At 64.8% G+C, this 14,953-nt stretch carries 16 protein-coding genes; 6 read left to right on the forward strand and 10 right to left on the reverse strand.

Going from position 1 to position 14,953, the window contains the following annotated elements:
• Complete coding sequence (locus AC1DCF_RS18420; protein ID WP_477212251.1) at window positions 1-1,248, reverse strand: NAD(P)/FAD-dependent oxidoreductase; 1,248 nt, start codon at window positions 1,246-1,248, stop codon at window positions 1-3.
• Window positions 1,249-1,302: 54 nt separating this feature from the next.
• Window positions 1,303-1,938, reverse strand: coding sequence for a GTP cyclohydrolase I FolE (gene folE / locus AC1DCF_RS18425; protein ID WP_477212252.1), 636 nt, complete (start codon window positions 1,936-1,938; stop codon window positions 1,303-1,305).
• A gap of 86 nt (window positions 1,939-2,024) precedes the next feature.
• Between folE and AC1DCF_RS18430 the strand changes: the two genes are divergently transcribed.
• From AC1DCF_RS18430 to AC1DCF_RS18445, 4 genes are all read left to right on the forward strand, one after another.
• Window positions 2,025-2,729: a helix-turn-helix transcriptional regulator gene (locus AC1DCF_RS18430; protein WP_477212253.1), complete on the forward strand. Its 705-nt coding sequence runs from the start codon at window positions 2,025-2,027 to the stop codon at window positions 2,727-2,729.
• 65 nt (window positions 2,730-2,794) lie between these two features.
• Complete coding sequence (locus AC1DCF_RS18435; protein ID WP_441790792.1) at window positions 2,795-3,487, forward strand: response regulator transcription factor; 693 nt, start codon at window positions 2,795-2,797, stop codon at window positions 3,485-3,487.
• Window positions 3,488-3,518: 31 nt separating this feature from the next.
• Window positions 3,519-5,333 (forward strand): sensor histidine kinase, encoded by a 1,815-nt coding sequence (locus tag AC1DCF_RS18440; protein WP_477212254.1) that lies wholly within the window; start codon window positions 3,519-3,521, stop codon window positions 5,331-5,333.
• 128 nt (window positions 5,334-5,461) lie between these two features.
• A complete protein-coding gene (locus AC1DCF_RS18445; protein ID WP_441790794.1) occupies window positions 5,462-5,752 on the forward strand; it encodes a WXG100 family type VII secretion target in 291 nt (96 codons plus the stop codon).
• 44 nt (window positions 5,753-5,796) lie between these two features.
• Here the strand turns inward: AC1DCF_RS18445 and AC1DCF_RS18450 are convergent, their stop codons facing one another.
• The 7 genes from AC1DCF_RS18450 to AC1DCF_RS18480 form a co-directional block, all read right to left on the reverse strand.
• Window positions 5,797-6,966: a hypothetical protein gene (locus AC1DCF_RS18450; protein ID WP_477212255.1), complete on the reverse strand. Its 1,170-nt coding sequence runs from the start codon at window positions 6,964-6,966 to the stop codon at window positions 5,797-5,799.
• Window positions 6,967-7,006: 40 nt separating this feature from the next.
• A complete protein-coding gene (locus AC1DCF_RS18455; protein WP_477212256.1) occupies window positions 7,007-8,089 on the reverse strand; it encodes a hypothetical protein in 1,083 nt (360 codons plus the stop codon).
• 148 nt (window positions 8,090-8,237) lie between these two features.
• The gene (gene groL, locus AC1DCF_RS18460) at window positions 8,238-9,866 is read right to left on the reverse strand and encodes a chaperonin GroEL (protein ID WP_441790798.1); all 1,629 of its coding nucleotides are present in this window, start codon (window positions 9,864-9,866) and stop codon (window positions 8,238-8,240) included.
• A gap of 118 nt (window positions 9,867-9,984) precedes the next feature.
• Window positions 9,985-11,028, reverse strand: a complete 1,044-nt coding sequence (locus AC1DCF_RS18465) for a DUF3048 domain-containing protein (protein ID WP_477212257.1) — start codon at window positions 11,026-11,028, stop codon at window positions 9,985-9,987.
• Window positions 11,029-11,096: 68 nt separating this feature from the next.
• The gene (locus AC1DCF_RS18470; protein WP_441790800.1) at window positions 11,097-11,300 is read right to left on the reverse strand and encodes a cold-shock protein; all 204 of its coding nucleotides are present in this window, start codon (window positions 11,298-11,300) and stop codon (window positions 11,097-11,099) included.
• A 284-nt stretch (window positions 11,301-11,584) separates the two neighbouring features.
• Window positions 11,585-12,199 (reverse strand): LytR C-terminal domain-containing protein, encoded by a 615-nt coding sequence (locus tag AC1DCF_RS18475; protein ID WP_477212258.1) that lies wholly within the window; start codon window positions 12,197-12,199, stop codon window positions 11,585-11,587.
• 2 nt (window positions 12,200-12,201) lie between these two features.
• Entirely contained in the window at window positions 12,202-12,513 is a 312-nt protein-coding gene (locus tag AC1DCF_RS18480; RefSeq protein WP_441790802.1) for a DUF3263 domain-containing protein, read from the reverse strand.
• A gap of 256 nt (window positions 12,514-12,769) precedes the next feature.
• On the opposite strand from AC1DCF_RS18480, the gene msrB reads away from it, so the two are divergent.
• Entirely contained in the window at window positions 12,770-13,207 is a 438-nt protein-coding gene (msrB, locus tag AC1DCF_RS18485) for a peptide-methionine (R)-S-oxide reductase MsrB (RefSeq protein WP_477212259.1), read from the forward strand.
• Window positions 13,208-13,211: 4 nt separating this feature from the next.
• Entirely contained in the window at window positions 13,212-13,760 is a 549-nt protein-coding gene (locus tag AC1DCF_RS18490; protein WP_477212260.1) for a nitroreductase family protein, read from the forward strand.
• Between the two features lie 96 nt (window positions 13,761-13,856).
• Here AC1DCF_RS18490 and AC1DCF_RS18495 read toward each other — a convergent pair whose 3' ends face one another.
• Entirely contained in the window at window positions 13,857-14,888 is a 1,032-nt protein-coding gene (locus tag AC1DCF_RS18495) for a DMT family transporter (protein WP_477212261.1), read from the reverse strand.
• Between the last annotated feature and the right edge of the window lie 65 nt (window positions 14,889-14,953).

Here is a 14,953-nt window from a genome sequence, read left to right on the forward strand (position 1 = left end):
CTAACCGGTCGGGGAGGCCAATTGGTCCTCCAGTGCAATGCTCTCATCCGCCAGGCGTTCCGGGTCGACCTGCACGCCGGTCCTGATGAAACGTTGAACGGTCTCATTGACGTCCCACACGTTCACGTTCATCCCGGCGACCACCCGCCCGTCGGCGATCCAGAAGGCGATGAATTCCCGAGCGGCAGTGTCGCCGCGGAACACCACCTGGGCGTTCTGGGCCAGCTCGCCGTAGCCCGAATACTCCATGCCGAGGTCGAACTGGTCGGTGTAGAAGTAGGGAATCTCGTCGTAGCTGACGACGGCGCCGGCCATCGACCGGCCGGCTTCACGTCCGGCGTTCTCGGCGTTGGCCCAGTGTTCGATCCGCAACGGATGCCCGAGCACCGGGTGAAACACGCTGGCCACATCGCCGACGGCGAAAATGTCGGGATCGAGAGTGCGGAAGGAAGCGTCGACGACGATTCCGTTCGCGACGGCCAGACCGGCATCCTGCGCCAGCGCCACGTTCGGAACCGCCCCGATCCCGACCACGACCACCTCCGCCGGCACGACTTCACCGGTGTCGAGCTGCACTCCGGTGACGCCGTTCGAATCGCCGAGCAGGGCGCTCACCCCGGTCTCCATCCGCACGGTGACGCCGTTGTCCCGGTGCAGCCGGCCGAAGACCGCTCCCGCCTCGTCGCCGATCGCCACGTTCAGCGGCACGGTTTCGCGGCCGAGCACCGTCACCGTGTTGTCATAGCCGCGGGCGGCCGAGGCCACTTCGAGGCCGATCCAACCGGCCCCGACAATAACGACGTTCCGCAGCCCAGGCTCCAACCATTCGCGCAGATGCGTCGACTCCCCGATCGTGCGCAGGTGATGCACCCCGATCAGATCGGCGCCCGGCCCGGGAAACCGCCGCGAGGCGGCACCCGTCGCGAGCAGCAGCTTGTCGTAGTGAAGCGTCTGGCCATCGTCGAGGCTGAGTTCGTGGCTGTCCGGCGACAGTTTCACTGCGGTGCGCCCCGGCACCAGCTCAACTCTCTGTTCGGCGTACCACTCGCCCGGATGCACCAGAGGGCCGTCCTCCTCCATCGCCCCGGTGAGGTACTCCTTCGACAGGGGCGGCCGGATGTAGGGCAGCGAGTCTTCGGAACCGATGAGCAGGATGCGCCCGTCGAAGCCTTCGCCTCGCATCCCTTCGGCGGCGCGAGCGCCGGAGAGCCCCGCGCCCACGATGATGAATGTCTGATCGGTGCTCATGCGGAGTCTCTTCTCTCTGACCGGGGTTGTTCAGGTGCGCAATCAGGCGCGCAATCAGGCGCGCAGTCCGCAGAGGGCGAAGAACTCGTCCCGGGTGCGCTGATCATCACGGATGGAACCGTGCACCGCGCTGGTGGTCGTGCGACTTCCCGACACCTGAGCGCCGCGCAGCGACATGCAGAGATGCTCGGCCTCGATCACGACCCCGACGCCGCGCGGCGCCAGCTCGCTCTGCAACCAGTCGGCCACCTGCTTGGTCAGGCGCTCCTGCACCTGCAGGTCACGGGCGAAGAATTCCAGCACCCGGGCGAATTTCGACAGACCGAGGATGCGGTCCCCGGGCAGGTAGCCGATGTGCGCGACCCCCTGGAACGGCAACAGGTGGTGCTCGCAGAGCGAGTGGAACGGGATGTCCCGCACCACGACGAGCTCGTCGTACCCCTCGTCGTTCGGAAAGGTAGTCAGCGCGAAGTCCTGCGGCGTGAGCATCTCGATGAAGGCGTCGGCCACCCGTCTGGGGGTTTCGGCCAGGTGCGGATTGCCGGTGTCGCGCCCGAGAGCGGCGAGCAAGTCGGCGACGGCCGCCGCCGCCTTCACGCGGTCGATCGTGCTCGTTGATTCGACCCGGTGCAGTGGCGACGGATGCCGCCCACCACCGGGAGGCTTCACTGGCTGTTCTGCGAGTGTCATGAGGGACCTTTCCGCGCTGATATCTCGACGCTAGATCCGCAGAAGTCTTTTGTCAAGATCCATGCTTTTTAGAGTAGTATTCAGTCATGAACCACTCAGCACCCGTCGATTCAGCGGTTGGCGGCCCGGCAGCGCTCTCTGCGCGCGTGGCGGCGGTCAGCGCGCTGTCCGATCCGGCGCGGCGTACGCTTTTCGATCTGGTCTCCCGCAGCGCCGAGTCGGTCACCCGCGACGCCGCCGCCGAAGCGACAGGGCTTTCGCGCAGCACCACGGCATTTCACCTGGACCGCCTCGCCGAACTCGGCCTCGTCGAGGTGGAGTACAAACGCCTGAGCGGGCGCAGCGGGCCCGGCGCCGGGCGCCCGGCGAAGCTCTACCGCCGCGCCGCAACGGAGCTCACCGTCTCGGTGCCGGAGCGTCACTACGACCTGGTCGGCGACGTGCTCGCGAGTGCGATCGAGTTGTCTGGCGCATCCGGCCAACCGGTTCACGATGCCCTCCGCAGTGTCGCCCAGGTCAAGGGCAGTCAGGCCGGCCGGGCGGCGACGTCACTGCCGGAAGCGCTTGAGCAGAACGGTTTCGAGCCGTGCGCCGACGGCGACGACCTGATCTTCGGCAACTGCCCGTTCCACCGCCTGGCGCAGGATCATACCGACATCGTCTGCGCCCTCAACTTCGAATTCGTCACCGGACTGGCCGCCGGTGCGGGCGACGACGCACACACCGTGCTCAGTGATCCAGGGGCCGGGCGCTGCTGTGTTCGCATCAGCCCTCGCACAGCGGGCGCATAGCTGCCGCAGTGGGGTGCCCCAGGCACTCCCAGCTAAGTTTCAGCTAACGCGCAGATACTGTGGTTATGACTGATGGCCCCCGCATTCTCATTGTCGACGACGAGCCCAACATCCGGGATCTTCTCACCACAAGCCTCCGCTTCGCCGGTTTCGCCGTGCGTGCGGTCGGCAACGGCGCACAGGCAATCTCCGCTGTGCTGGAAGAAGAGCCCGACCTCATCATCCTCGACGTTATGCTGCCTGACATGAACGGTTTCGGCGTGACCAAGCGCCTGCGTTCGGCCGGTTACACGGCCCCCATCCTGTTCCTCACGGCGAAGGACGACACGGAAGACAAGATCACCGGTCTTACCGTCGGTGGCGATGACTATGTCACCAAGCCGTTCAGCCTCGACGAGATCGTCGCGCGCATCAAGGCGATCCTGCGACGCACCATGCAGGCCGACGAAGATGCCGTCATCCGCGCCGGCGAACTCACCATGGATCAGGACACCCACGAGGTACTCGTCGGCGACGTTCCGATTGAGCTCTCCCCCACCGAGTTCAAGTTGTTGCGCTACCTGATGCTGAACCCCAACCGGGTTCTGTCGAAGGCGCAGATTCTCGATCACGTCTGGGAGTACGACTTCAACGGCGACGCCGGAATCGTCGAGTCCTACATCTCCTACTTGCGCCGCAAGGTCGACGCCCACTCGAGCGAGCCGCTGATTCAGACCAAGCGTGGCTTCGGGTACATGCTCAAGGCAACCAAGGCATAGTCCCAGAATCCACTCCTAAACTGGGGGCCTGATGCACGAGTCACTCACCCAGCGGTGGAACCGCGTTTCCCTCCGCTCAAAAATCACCGGCGTGACCGTGCTGATGCTGACGCTCGGACTTCTGGTCTCCGGCATCGGCACCATGGTGATGCTGCGCCAAAATGTCACGCAGCAGGTGGATGCGCAGCTGCAGAGCGAGGCGCAGACCGCGCTCACTTCGACGACGGCCGGCGCTCTCACGCAAGACAGCGCCGACGGCGTCGCGTCGGACTACTACGTGGCCTTGTATGACGAGAGCGGCGTGCTGCGGTACCACACCTGGCATGACCGGCCGAAGTCCGAACTGCCCGAGGTCACCATTCCGATGGACCTGCAGTCGGTCAACGAACTCGACGGCGCCATCCTCACCCTGCACAACGAGGCGCACGACACCACGTTCCACGCTGTCGCCGTGCCCTTTGTGATCAGCCCGCAGGGAACATACGGAACCCTGCTCATGGCCGTCTCGCTCAAACCGACCGACAACACGATGGCCACGTACCTGACCATTTTTCTCGGCTTCGGGCTCGGCGTCGTCATCGTCGGCGCGCTGCTGACCCGGCTGCTCGTCACGACCACCTTCGCGCCGTTGCGGGAGGTGGAGCGCACCGCTGCGGCTATCGCCGATGGTGACTTCAGCCAACGACTCGGTGGCGCAACCCCGAACACCGAAGTCGGCCGGCTCAACAGATCCCTGAACACCATGCTCAGTCGAATCGATCGGGCCTTCAAAGATCGAGCGCGCACCATCGATCAGATGCGACGATTCGTCGGCGACGCCAGCCACGAGCTGCGCACTCCCCTCGTCTCCGTGCGCGGCTATGCCGAGCTCTATCGGATGGGCGCACTGCAGACCCCCGAAGAGGTCGCGCAGGCGATGGAACGCATCGAAAAAGAAGCGATCCGAATGGGTGGCCTCGTCGAGGACCTGCTTGAGTTGGCGCGCCTCGATGAAGCGAAACCGCTGAAATTGGCTCCTGTCGATCTCATGCCATTGGCCCGCGACGCAGCGCTCGATGCGATGGCGCAGTCGCCCGGCCGTGTGGTCACCGTTGTCACGGCGACCCCGACCGAATTCGTCGACACCGTCGAGATGGATGCGATCGATCTGGCGCACTCCACCGGCGAGGTGATGCCGCTCAACTCTGTGAAGCCGGCCGCATCCGTCGCACCGAGCCCGGCGAAGTCACCAGCGGGGCGAGCGCAGTCCGCAGCGGGGAAAGCCCAGTCCGCATCAGGGAAAGCACAGTCCGCAGCAGCGCGCGCTCAGACTGTGGCTCCGCCAACCGGAGCGATCTCGTTCGGCGCCACTCTCGCCCGGCTGCGCACGCGCAAACCGCGCAAGGTCGATGGCCCGATCGCTCTGGCCTCACCGCCCGTCGAACCCGAGCCGCCGGCTGTTCCCGCGGTGATCATGGCGGAGGAGAACAAGATCCGTCAGGTGATCACCAACCTGATGGGCAATGCCTTGCGGTTCACCTCGCCCGACAGCCCGATCGAACTTGAGGTTGCCGTCGACCGTCGCAACCAGCGCGCGTCGGTGGCCGTGATCGACCACGGTGAAGGTATCCCGCCGCAGATTCGCGAGAAGATCTTCCAGCGCTTCTGGCGTGCCGACACCTCCCGCGCCCGGGAGACCGGAGGCAGCGGTCTCGGCCTGGCGATCGTCGCCTCCATCGTGGCCGGCCACAATGGAACCGTCGAAGTGCTCGAGACTCCGGGCGGCGGCGCCACCTTCCGGATCTGGTTCCCGCTCGCCGATTCACCGAACGCTCCGCGCCCGCTGATGACCACCCCGCGCAACTAACGGAACGATCCTCCCCCACGCATCGCTGGAGGGACTGTGCACGGATGCCGCCCCGCGGCGTCCGTGCCGCTTGCCCTCGCCGTAACCTGACCTGCATCCCGCATTCCGCGAGAGACGACAGGAGCATCATGACTCGGTATCAGGTAGATAGTGAGGCCGTCCTCGGAACGACGACGGCGGTGCGCGGTTCGATTGTGCGCATTCAGGGCGAGGTCAGCGGGCTGCTCGCCCAGCTCACCAACCTGGAGGCGTCGTGGTCGGGCCAGGCCGCGACGGCGTTTCAGGGCGTGGTCGCCGAGTGGCGGTCGACTCAGAGCCTCGTCGAGCAGAGCTTGGAGTCGATCAACCACGCGTTGACCGTGGCCGGGCAGCAGTACGCCGAGATCGAGCAGGCGAATGCGCGGCTCTTCGGGCGCTGACGCGCCCCCGGTGCGCACTCAGCGACGGTCTAAGCGTCGATGACTCAGGCTGCTGCTGCCGTCGTGAGGTTCGAGACGATTGTGGCGCCGATCTCAAGAATTCGGTCGCGAGCTTGCGTTTTGTCGGGGATGATCTCGGAGGTGTTCGGCCGAACGATAGTCACCCGAACCCAGTTTCCCTGCACCGTGAGGTCAAGGATGCACTCGCGGTCGTCCCGCTGACAACTCAACGATGTGACTTCCGAATCGTCGAGCCCCACAACTGCGACGTCAACCGCTTCGCCCGACAGGATCTTTTGCTCGGCAACCTCTGCGGCCAGCCAGGAACCGTTCGGCATCGCGTGAACAGAGCCGACCACCGCATCGACAGTGGGAAGGGTGAACTCACATTTGCGCGAGTCAAGCACCTTCATCCCGAACATTGTCATTCCGCGGTGCGGGCCGTCCCAGGCGGATCCGACTCCCACCTCGGCGATCCCGGTCAATTCCTGGGCCTGTGCTTCCGTAATGAATGATTCGCAGGCTTCGGGCAGCGGAACGCTCGGGGAGATCGGCGCCCAGGCCGCGGGAAGCGCGTTCTCACCGAGTAGGGAAGCTGTGAGCGCCCCCATGACTGGCTGGATCAGCGCCTCCACCTCTTCGAGTGATCGGCCGTCCCCGACTCGGGTTCCCCAGAATTCAACCCAGTATCCGTTGACCCGGCCTTCGGAGTTGCATGACGCGTAATCGCCTTCGCCGCTGGGCGTGCATCGGGTGAGAAGCTCGTCGGCTTCGAGGTCGGGATTGTCAATAAAAGTGGGGATCTTGTAGGCATCCCAAGCTTCATCGCTGATGGGCAAGACCTTCAGCGATGCCCCGCTGAACTCGGGATTCGGGTCTCTCCAGCCCGGCGCGGGCATGTTGCCCCAGCTGCAAAACAATGCACCGGCATTTCGCGGGACCGCGGTCAATGGTGAGCTGAGGGTGGGGTCGAGCATTGTCGGCATCGCCACAACGCCCGGAGCAAAGATCTGCTCGGCAACATCTGAAGAGATGACGTCGTCGCAGGTGAGTGACATGCGCGGCTCTGGCTTGTCGATCACGGGCTCGGCCGTTGGGACCGGTGCCGGATCCCCGGTCGAAGCCCGTGGCGTCGACGGCGTCGCTGAGCATCCGGCCACCCCGCAGACAATCAGGATGGCTAAAGCTGTCAGGATCCCCGCGTTTTTCCCCATCTGCACAGCGTAACGTTCACACTCCGACCGAATGATCGCTCTAGTCTTCGGCCAGCGCAGTGGCCAAGTTCAGCAGGAGCGCCGCCGAATCGCCTTGCTCGACAGTCCCGGTCGACATGCTCAGCAACACCCAGGTTCCGCGCAGGTTCATCTCCAACGAAGCAGAGGCCGGCGTCTCCGGGTGGCGTGTCATGAACGCTGAGCCTGACTCCAGCCCGGCGATCTCGACCGCCTCGACCGTGTCGGAGAGAACCGCCTGATCCCGGGCAGCAGCGAATCGGTCACCCGATTCCGGCAGAGTGAGGATCCTGCCGCTCCGCCCACCACCTTCGGGCGCGATTCCACACACCAGACCGCGTGCGCTCACAATTTCACCGAGCTCCACGTTGCTGGGAGAGTAGTAGAACCCGGTGGTGAACGTCGCGCCGGGCACATTGAGAGCCTCCCCGACCGTTTCGGGACTCACGAACTCCTCGCAGCTCGTCGGCCACGACTCAGCCGAAGCCGGCCAGACTGGATCCACGCTCGGCGCCAACGCCGTCACTGCCGCAATGACCGAATCGAAGACCGGCTGCGCGGCAGGCGGCGCTCCCTCGGCCCCCATCGTGTCTGCTCCAAAGATCGTGGCTTCCATCCAGTACTCGCCCACGATGCCTCTCACGGCGCAAATCTCGGCGTCGCAGCTGCCGATCGGAGCACCCATCGGAGTGCCACCGAGTTCAACGCTTCTCCGTTCGTCGATGGCGACCGCACGGGGAACAACATTGACGATCAGTACCCTGCGCTCGTCGCCCTCACCGGCGCCCCAGATGCATAAGAGTGAGCCCGAGTTCTCGGCGGCGGCCCGCCCCAGCCCGCCCTGACCGAATTCGGTCGGCTGGTATCCCGCCAGCAGCGGCTCGTCGAACACCGCATCAATTGCCGATTGAGACACAATCTGCTCGCAGGTTGTCGGCACGAGTTGCACCGGCCAAGCCGGATTGGCGATGGGTTCCAATGTCGGCGTCGGCTCGACCGTGGCTGTCGGCGTCGGCTCGGCTTCAGGAGGTCTCGCCGCGCATCCGACCACCCCGCTGACAACCAACACTGCAAGAGTTACAAGAATCCCCACGTTCTTTCTCATGGCCTCAGGCTAGCGGCAGGAACGCCCGTTCGTTGCGGAGGCTCATCTCCGATCAGCAACGATTCGCACGCGTCCGGATACAACGACGCTGGGCGCCTCCCGAAGGAGACGCCCAGCGTGTGAAACAGGTGAAGCAGGTAGCTCGGACTTAGAAGTCCATGCCGCCGGACGGGTCGCCCATCGGAGCAGCGTTCTTCTCCGGCTTGTCAGCGACAACGGCCTCGGTGGTGAGGAACAGACCAGCGATCGACGATGCGTTGAGCAGCGCGGAGCGGGTGACCTTCACCGGGTCATTGATACCGGCAGCGATCATGTCAACGTACTCACCGGTCGCGGCGTTGAGGCCGTGTCCGACGGGCAGGTTGCGCACCTTGTCTGCAACAACGCCCGGCTCCATGCCGGCGTTGAGTGCGATCTGCTTGAGCGGAGCGTCGATGGCAACGCGCACGATGTTCGCGCCGGTTGCCTCGTCGCCGACGAGGTCAAGGATTGCCTTGCTCTCGAATGCGGTCTTGCCGGCCTGGATGAGTGCAACGCCACCACCGGCGACGATGCCCTCTTCGACAGCTGCCTTCGCGTTACGAACGGCGTCCTCGATGCGGTGCTTGCGCTCCTTGAGCTCAACCTCCGTCGCGGCGCCGGCCTTGATGACAGCAACGCCACCGGCGAGCTTGGCGAGACGCTCCTGCAGCTTCTCACGGTCGTAGTCGCTGTCGGTGTTCTCGATCTCGGAACGGATCTGAGCAACGCGACCGGCGATGGCGTCGACGTCGCCGGCACCCTCAACGATGGTGGTCTCGTCCTTGGTGATGACGACCTTGCGGGCGTTACCGAGCAGGTCGAGGGTGACGTTCTCAAGCTTGAGGCCGACCTCCTCGGAGATGACCTGTGCGCCGGTGAGGATCGCGATGTCCTGCAGCTGCGCCTTGCGACGGTCGCCGAAGCCGGGAGCCTTGACGGCAACCGACTTGAAGATGCCGCGGATCTTGTTCACAACGAGCGTGGCCAGAGCCTCGCCGTCGACGTCTTCGGCGATGATGAGGAGCTGCTTGCCGCTCTGGATGACCTTGTCAACGATCGGCAGCAGGTCCTTGATGTTCGAGACCTTGGAGTTGACGATCAGGATGTAGGGGTCTTCGAAGACCGCTTCCTGACGGTCGGGGTCGGTCACGAAGTAGGCCGACAGGAAGCCCTTGTCGAAGCGCATGCCCTCGGTGAGCTCAAGCTCGGTGCCGAACGTGTTCGACTCCTCAACGGTGACAACACCTTCCTTGCCGACCTTGTCGATCGCCTCAGCGATGATCGCGCCGATTTCGGCGTCGCCGGCCGAGATGGATGCCGTGGCAGCGATCTCTTCCTTGGTTTCGATTTCCTTGGCGCTGGCGATGAGCTCGGCGATGACTGCTGCAGTCGCCTTCTCGATGCCGCGCTTGAGGCTGATCGGGTCGGCGCCGGCTGCGACGTTGCGCAGTCCTTCGCGAACCAGGGCCTGGGCGAGAACGGTAGCGGTGGTGGTGCCATCGCCAGCGACGTCGTCGGTCTTCTTAGCGACCTCCTTGACGAGCTCGGCACCGATCTTTTCGTAGGGGTCGTCGAGCTCGATCTCCTTGGCGATGGAAACGCCATCGTTGGTGATCGTGGGGGCGCCCCACTTCTTCTCCAGCACGACGTTGCGTCCACGCGGGCCGAGGGTGACCTTGACCGTGTCAGCGAGGATGTTCAGGCCGCGCTCCAGGCCGCGACGGGCCTCTTCATTGAAAGCGATGATCTTTGCCATGTGTGTTTCTCGTCCCTCCCGGACGTTCCAAAACTGTGACGGATTAGCACTCAAACGGAGAGAGTGCCAAGTCGATTCTGGCACTCAGGGGTCGAGAGTGCAAGTAAAGGGCGGCGGGTTACGGTACGAGCTCGACCGAACCGGTCTCGGTCGGAACCAGCTCGATCCAGGTGTTTCCGGCGGCGAGAGTGATCAGCGCACCGTTGTCGGCGACCAGGCGGATCAGCGAGCCGGGCGCATCCTTCGACCAGGTGGCGTGCACAGTCTTCCCCCCGGTGGAGACCCACGCTTCTCCGGAACCCACCATGATCGTCTTCGGCACCTCGCCATAGGTCCAGTCGATCCCGACGCGGAGCACGAGCAAGTTGGTCGCCTTGAGCGCATTTCCGGCGCCGTCGAGGTCGGGAGTGCCCTCTTGCGAACGCAGATAGCTGCCGCTCGCGGCGTCCCAACTCCAGCTCGGCCACCGGGCATCCGAGAATCGGCTGTTAATCGTGGTGGTCGGCACTCCGGCCACGACGGCTGAGGCCTCTGCCGGGGTTGCCGCGTAGGTGAACTGCTGAACGGGCGGCGGAAGCTCCGGGTGGAGCGCGACGAGCGCAGCGGCTTCGACGACCACGTTGTGCGGGGCGTCCTTCTCATCGATGCGATAGAACAGGCCGGTCTCATCGTCGTCGAACCTGGCGTTGACCACCGGTGTGGCCTCCATCATCGCGATGAACTTCTCTTGACCGCCCGAGTACGCGACGATTCCGCCGAGCGGGGTGATGATGTCGGGGTCCATCGGCCGAATCGACCGCACCGGGCCGACCAGGTCGGGCATGTCCGACTGCCAGACCGCCACGTAGCGAGTGAGACCGCCCTCGACGAGTTCCTCAAAGACGAGGTCGGTGCGCTCCAGGCCGATCTGCGGCCGGGCATCCTCATGGTTGTCGATCTTCACCGACAGGGCGGGTAGAGCGACGCTGCCCGGGAGCCGCGGTGTTCCGCGCAGGGGCGACAACTCGATCACCGGCTCCGGCGTGAAACTCGGGGTGGGCTTCGGCGTGCGCGTCGGCACCGGCTCGGGAGCAGCGCACGCGACAAGGAGCAGCAGAGGAATCAACGCGACCGCGCTCCAGCCGGCAAGGCGGTGCGAACGGGGGCGAGATGGGGTGCGCATCGCCATACACTAGCGCCGCCCGGCGAACCGGACGGCGCTAGACGGGGGCGCGCCCCGAAATTGATCCTTTAGGCGGGTCGCACCGATTCGGCCTGGGGCCCCTTCGCCCCGGTGCCGACATCGAACACGACCTGCTGACCCTCTTCGAGAACCTTGTATCCGTTCATGTCGATGGCGGAGTAGTGCACGAAGACGTCCTGCCCTCCCCCGTCGACAGTGATGAAGCCGAAGCCCTTTTCAGCGTTGAACCACTTCACGGTTCCGTTCGCCATCTGTTACTCCCGATTGCTGTGTTTCCGTCAGCACCTGCCTCTTGACCGTGCCGGGCCGGCCGCAGTGTCTGCGTTCACCCTGCCGGAGCGGCTTGCCTCAGTGTGAGACAGGTCAGCACCGGCAGAAATGGGCGACCAAGACCAGATACTAGCGAAATGACGCCAGAAGAGAAGGGGTTTGACGAAGCATTTTTTCTGACTGGAATGCAGAATTTACACAGCGTTCATCGGGTCGGATGTCCCCCGTTTGGGATCAACCGATCCCCAGGGAACTCCCGACTGGGCTATCCGTTGGACGCGACGTAGTCGTTTCCGACGACGACGGTCACGTCAGCGCCGGTGCCGGAAAAGGCGTCAGAAAGGCTTGTTTTCGCGCCAGGAATCGATGCCGCGACTCCCAGCGCCGCGCCTTCTAGGGACGCATCGGCGTAGTAGACGGTCGTCACGGCGACATCTTCGCTGTCGGCGTCACCGGTGTCTCCAACGGTCCAACCGGCGGACGTCAAGGTGCGACCGACGGCGGCGGCCACCCCTGTACCGGGGGTACCGTTCAGCACCGTGATGCTCAGATTCGGGTCGACGGTGGGCACCGGGGCCGGCGGCGGCGTGTCGGCCGGCGGCTCGGCAGCGGGACTTTCCGTCGGCTTCGGGGTCTCCGTCGGAGTCGCCGACGCCGTGGGAGCCTGGCTGGAGGCTGCACCCGGCAGGGCGAAGTTGAGCTTGTCGTTTTGCACGAACAGCACGGCGACGCCGGCACCGACGAGCAGCACCGTCGCACCGAACGCCCAGGCCAGCACGATCCAGCCGCGGCCCTTCTTGCCAGGTCCCCGGTGCGCGCCGACACGGTCAACGGAATGCGGAATGGAATCGAATCGATCGTTCGGTGTATTGCGAGGCATCGTCAGTCTGTTCGGTCCTTGTTCGGCAGATCATTCGATCGTGAGTAGTCAGGGGTCTGGAGAGTTCGACGCGCTCGGGCTTCCGAGCGAGCGTCACGCATCCGTTGAAGTCGTTTGATCAGCATGGGGTCGTGGGCCAGAGCGAGTGGTGAGTCGATCAGTGCGCCCAACAATTGATAGTAGCGGGCGGCCGAAAGCGAGAACTCGGCACGAATCGCCTGTTCTTTCGCGCCGACATGCTCCGACCATCGGCCTTCGAAAGCCAGAATTGCGAGGTCGCGATCAGACAAGCCCGGTTCGGTAGATGCGGGCATCGCGTCGGTGTCGGGTTCTCTCTCCACCTGTTTGCCCTCTCTCTTTTGTCGTGCGGATGTGAGGTGCCAGTGCGTCGAAATCGACAGGCTCTCTCCTTCGCCATCCTATGCGGAGCGGCCTGATTGTTCCCCGAACCCGCCACCGGTGCCGGCGACCGCGAGATGGGCTGCACGGAATGTAGTGCGGGCGCCCGGAGTTTAGTCTTGAGGGAGAGTGAGTCGCTCAAGTCGCGACTTGCAAGTGAAAGGACACAGCATGAGCTACGACGTCACGAAGTCTGAAGAGCAATGGCGCGAAGAGCTGGACGACGAGAAGTTTGCGGTGTTGCGTCAGGCCGGAACCGAGCGCGCCTGGACCGGCGAGTTGCTGGACGAAGGCCGTGCAGGAATCTACACCTGTGGAGCCTGCAACGCCGAGCTGTTCAAGAGCGGCACCAAGTTCGATTCCCACTGCGGCTGGCCGAGCTTCTACGAGTCGGTGCGACCGGAAGCGGTCGAGCTGATTGAAGATGACTCGCTCGGCATGAAGCGCACCGAGGTGCGCTGTGCGAACTGCGGCTCCCACCTGGGTCACGTTTTCGACGACGGTTTCGGCACGCCGACCGGCGACCGGTATTGCATGAACTCGATCTCCCTGAATTTCTCCCCGGAAGAGCCAGGCGAGGCGCCCGCGGCGCCCGAGGCATCCGAGTAGTCCGATGTCACAGGTTCTCACAGCGGTCGCAGAGCGACGGTCATACTCTCGGGTGAGCACGGCTGCCCCGAGTCATGCCGAGCTGCTTCCGCTCGTTGAGGCCGCGGCGAGGGTGGCCGACCATGGTGCGTTGCGTCCGTGGCGGCTGATCGAGTTGCGTGGCGCGGCGCGTGAGCGCCTCGGCGACGCATTGGTTGCGGCGTCCGGCAAAAAGGGCGAGCGCGACAAAGGTCAGGCGACCAAGCCCCTCCGTGCCGAATTGCTGATCGCCGTGGTGGCGAGCCGCCGCAGCAGCAGCAAAGTACCGAAATGGGAGCAGGATGCGACAGCGGCCGGGGTCGCCCACATGCTGAGCCTGCTGCTCGATGACGCCGGCTGGGGCGTCTTCTGGCGCACGGGCCCACTTACGCGCGCGACCCGGGTGCGCAAAATGCACAAGCTTGCCGACACTGAGGAGTTGCTCGGCTGGCTCTACGTCGGCGGGGTGCCCGCCGATGCGAAGCCGGGCAAGCGGCTGAAGGTCGACCCCGAGAGGTATCTCTCGGCGCTGTAGCCAAGTCGCGATCGGAGTCGGCGACGCCGATCGGCGCCGCGAGTGTGTGCAGGAGAATGCTGTCACGCGGGTTGAAAACCGCCGCGCAGGTTGAGTTCAGCGCGCGTGATGGTTTTCGACCCGCGCGAGGTTAGTTCGGGATGCCCGCGCGGAGCGACGACGGATGCCCACGATGAGCACCGCGACGAGGGCGAGCACGGTTCCGCCGATCGTGGCGAACGCCACCGGCTGAGCGCTTGTCGGCGCGAGAAGGTCGAGCGCGAGGGCAGAGAGCAGTTGTCCGGCGACGATTCCGAGGCCCAGCACGAGCACGCCGGTCGTGCGCACAATGATCGCGCTCCCCGCGATGAAAATGCAGCCGAGCGCTCCCCCGATGTAGAGCCGGGGGTCACTCGGCAAACTCGTCGGCATTCCGACCAGCACACCGTGCACGAGCAAACCGAGCAGCAGCACAATCGTTCCGAAGACGAAGTTCAGAAATGTCGCCGTCAGTGCACTGCCGGCTGCGACCCGCACCCGGCCGTTGACGGCCTGCTGCCAGCCCTGACCGAGTCCGGCGACCAGCGGCATCCACAACAGCCAGAACGGCACCCCACCGCTGATCTGGCCGGATACGGCCCAAGCGACGGCGACCAAGGTGAGCGCCGCACCGATCACGCGGGGCGCGGTGAGCGGATGGTGACCACCGGGGCCGACGCCGAAGCGGTCCATCGCGAGACCGCTGACCGTCTGGCCGGCGACGACCGAGACAGTGAAGAGCGCAACGCCGAGCAGCGAGGCGGTGAGGCTCTGCGAGAGCACATAGAACGCGCCGGCGGTTCCGCCGAGGACGTGCCACCACGATAACGAGCGCATGGTCAGCGCATGACGCACCCGACCGAGTCCCCGCCGGCCCGGAGACCAGAACAGCATCACGACGCTGAGGATGACCAGGCCGCTTCCGAATGAAATTACTGCCGCGGTGAATCCGTCGCCGATCTCGCGGCCGAGCTCACCGTTGATGCGCGACTGGATGGCGTTCATCGCACCGAAGCAGATGGCGACGGCCATGGCCACCCACATCGGGATACCGCGGTGTGGCGCTGAACTTATCGAGGGAACATCCAGGGCTGTATTGGTGTGGGTCACCAGTCGATCCTACGAGCAGCATGACCACCCCACTCCGAATTGTTGCGTGCGGGCCCTATTCACGC

Source organism: Leifsonia sp. 10L418, from assembly GCF_056395445.1.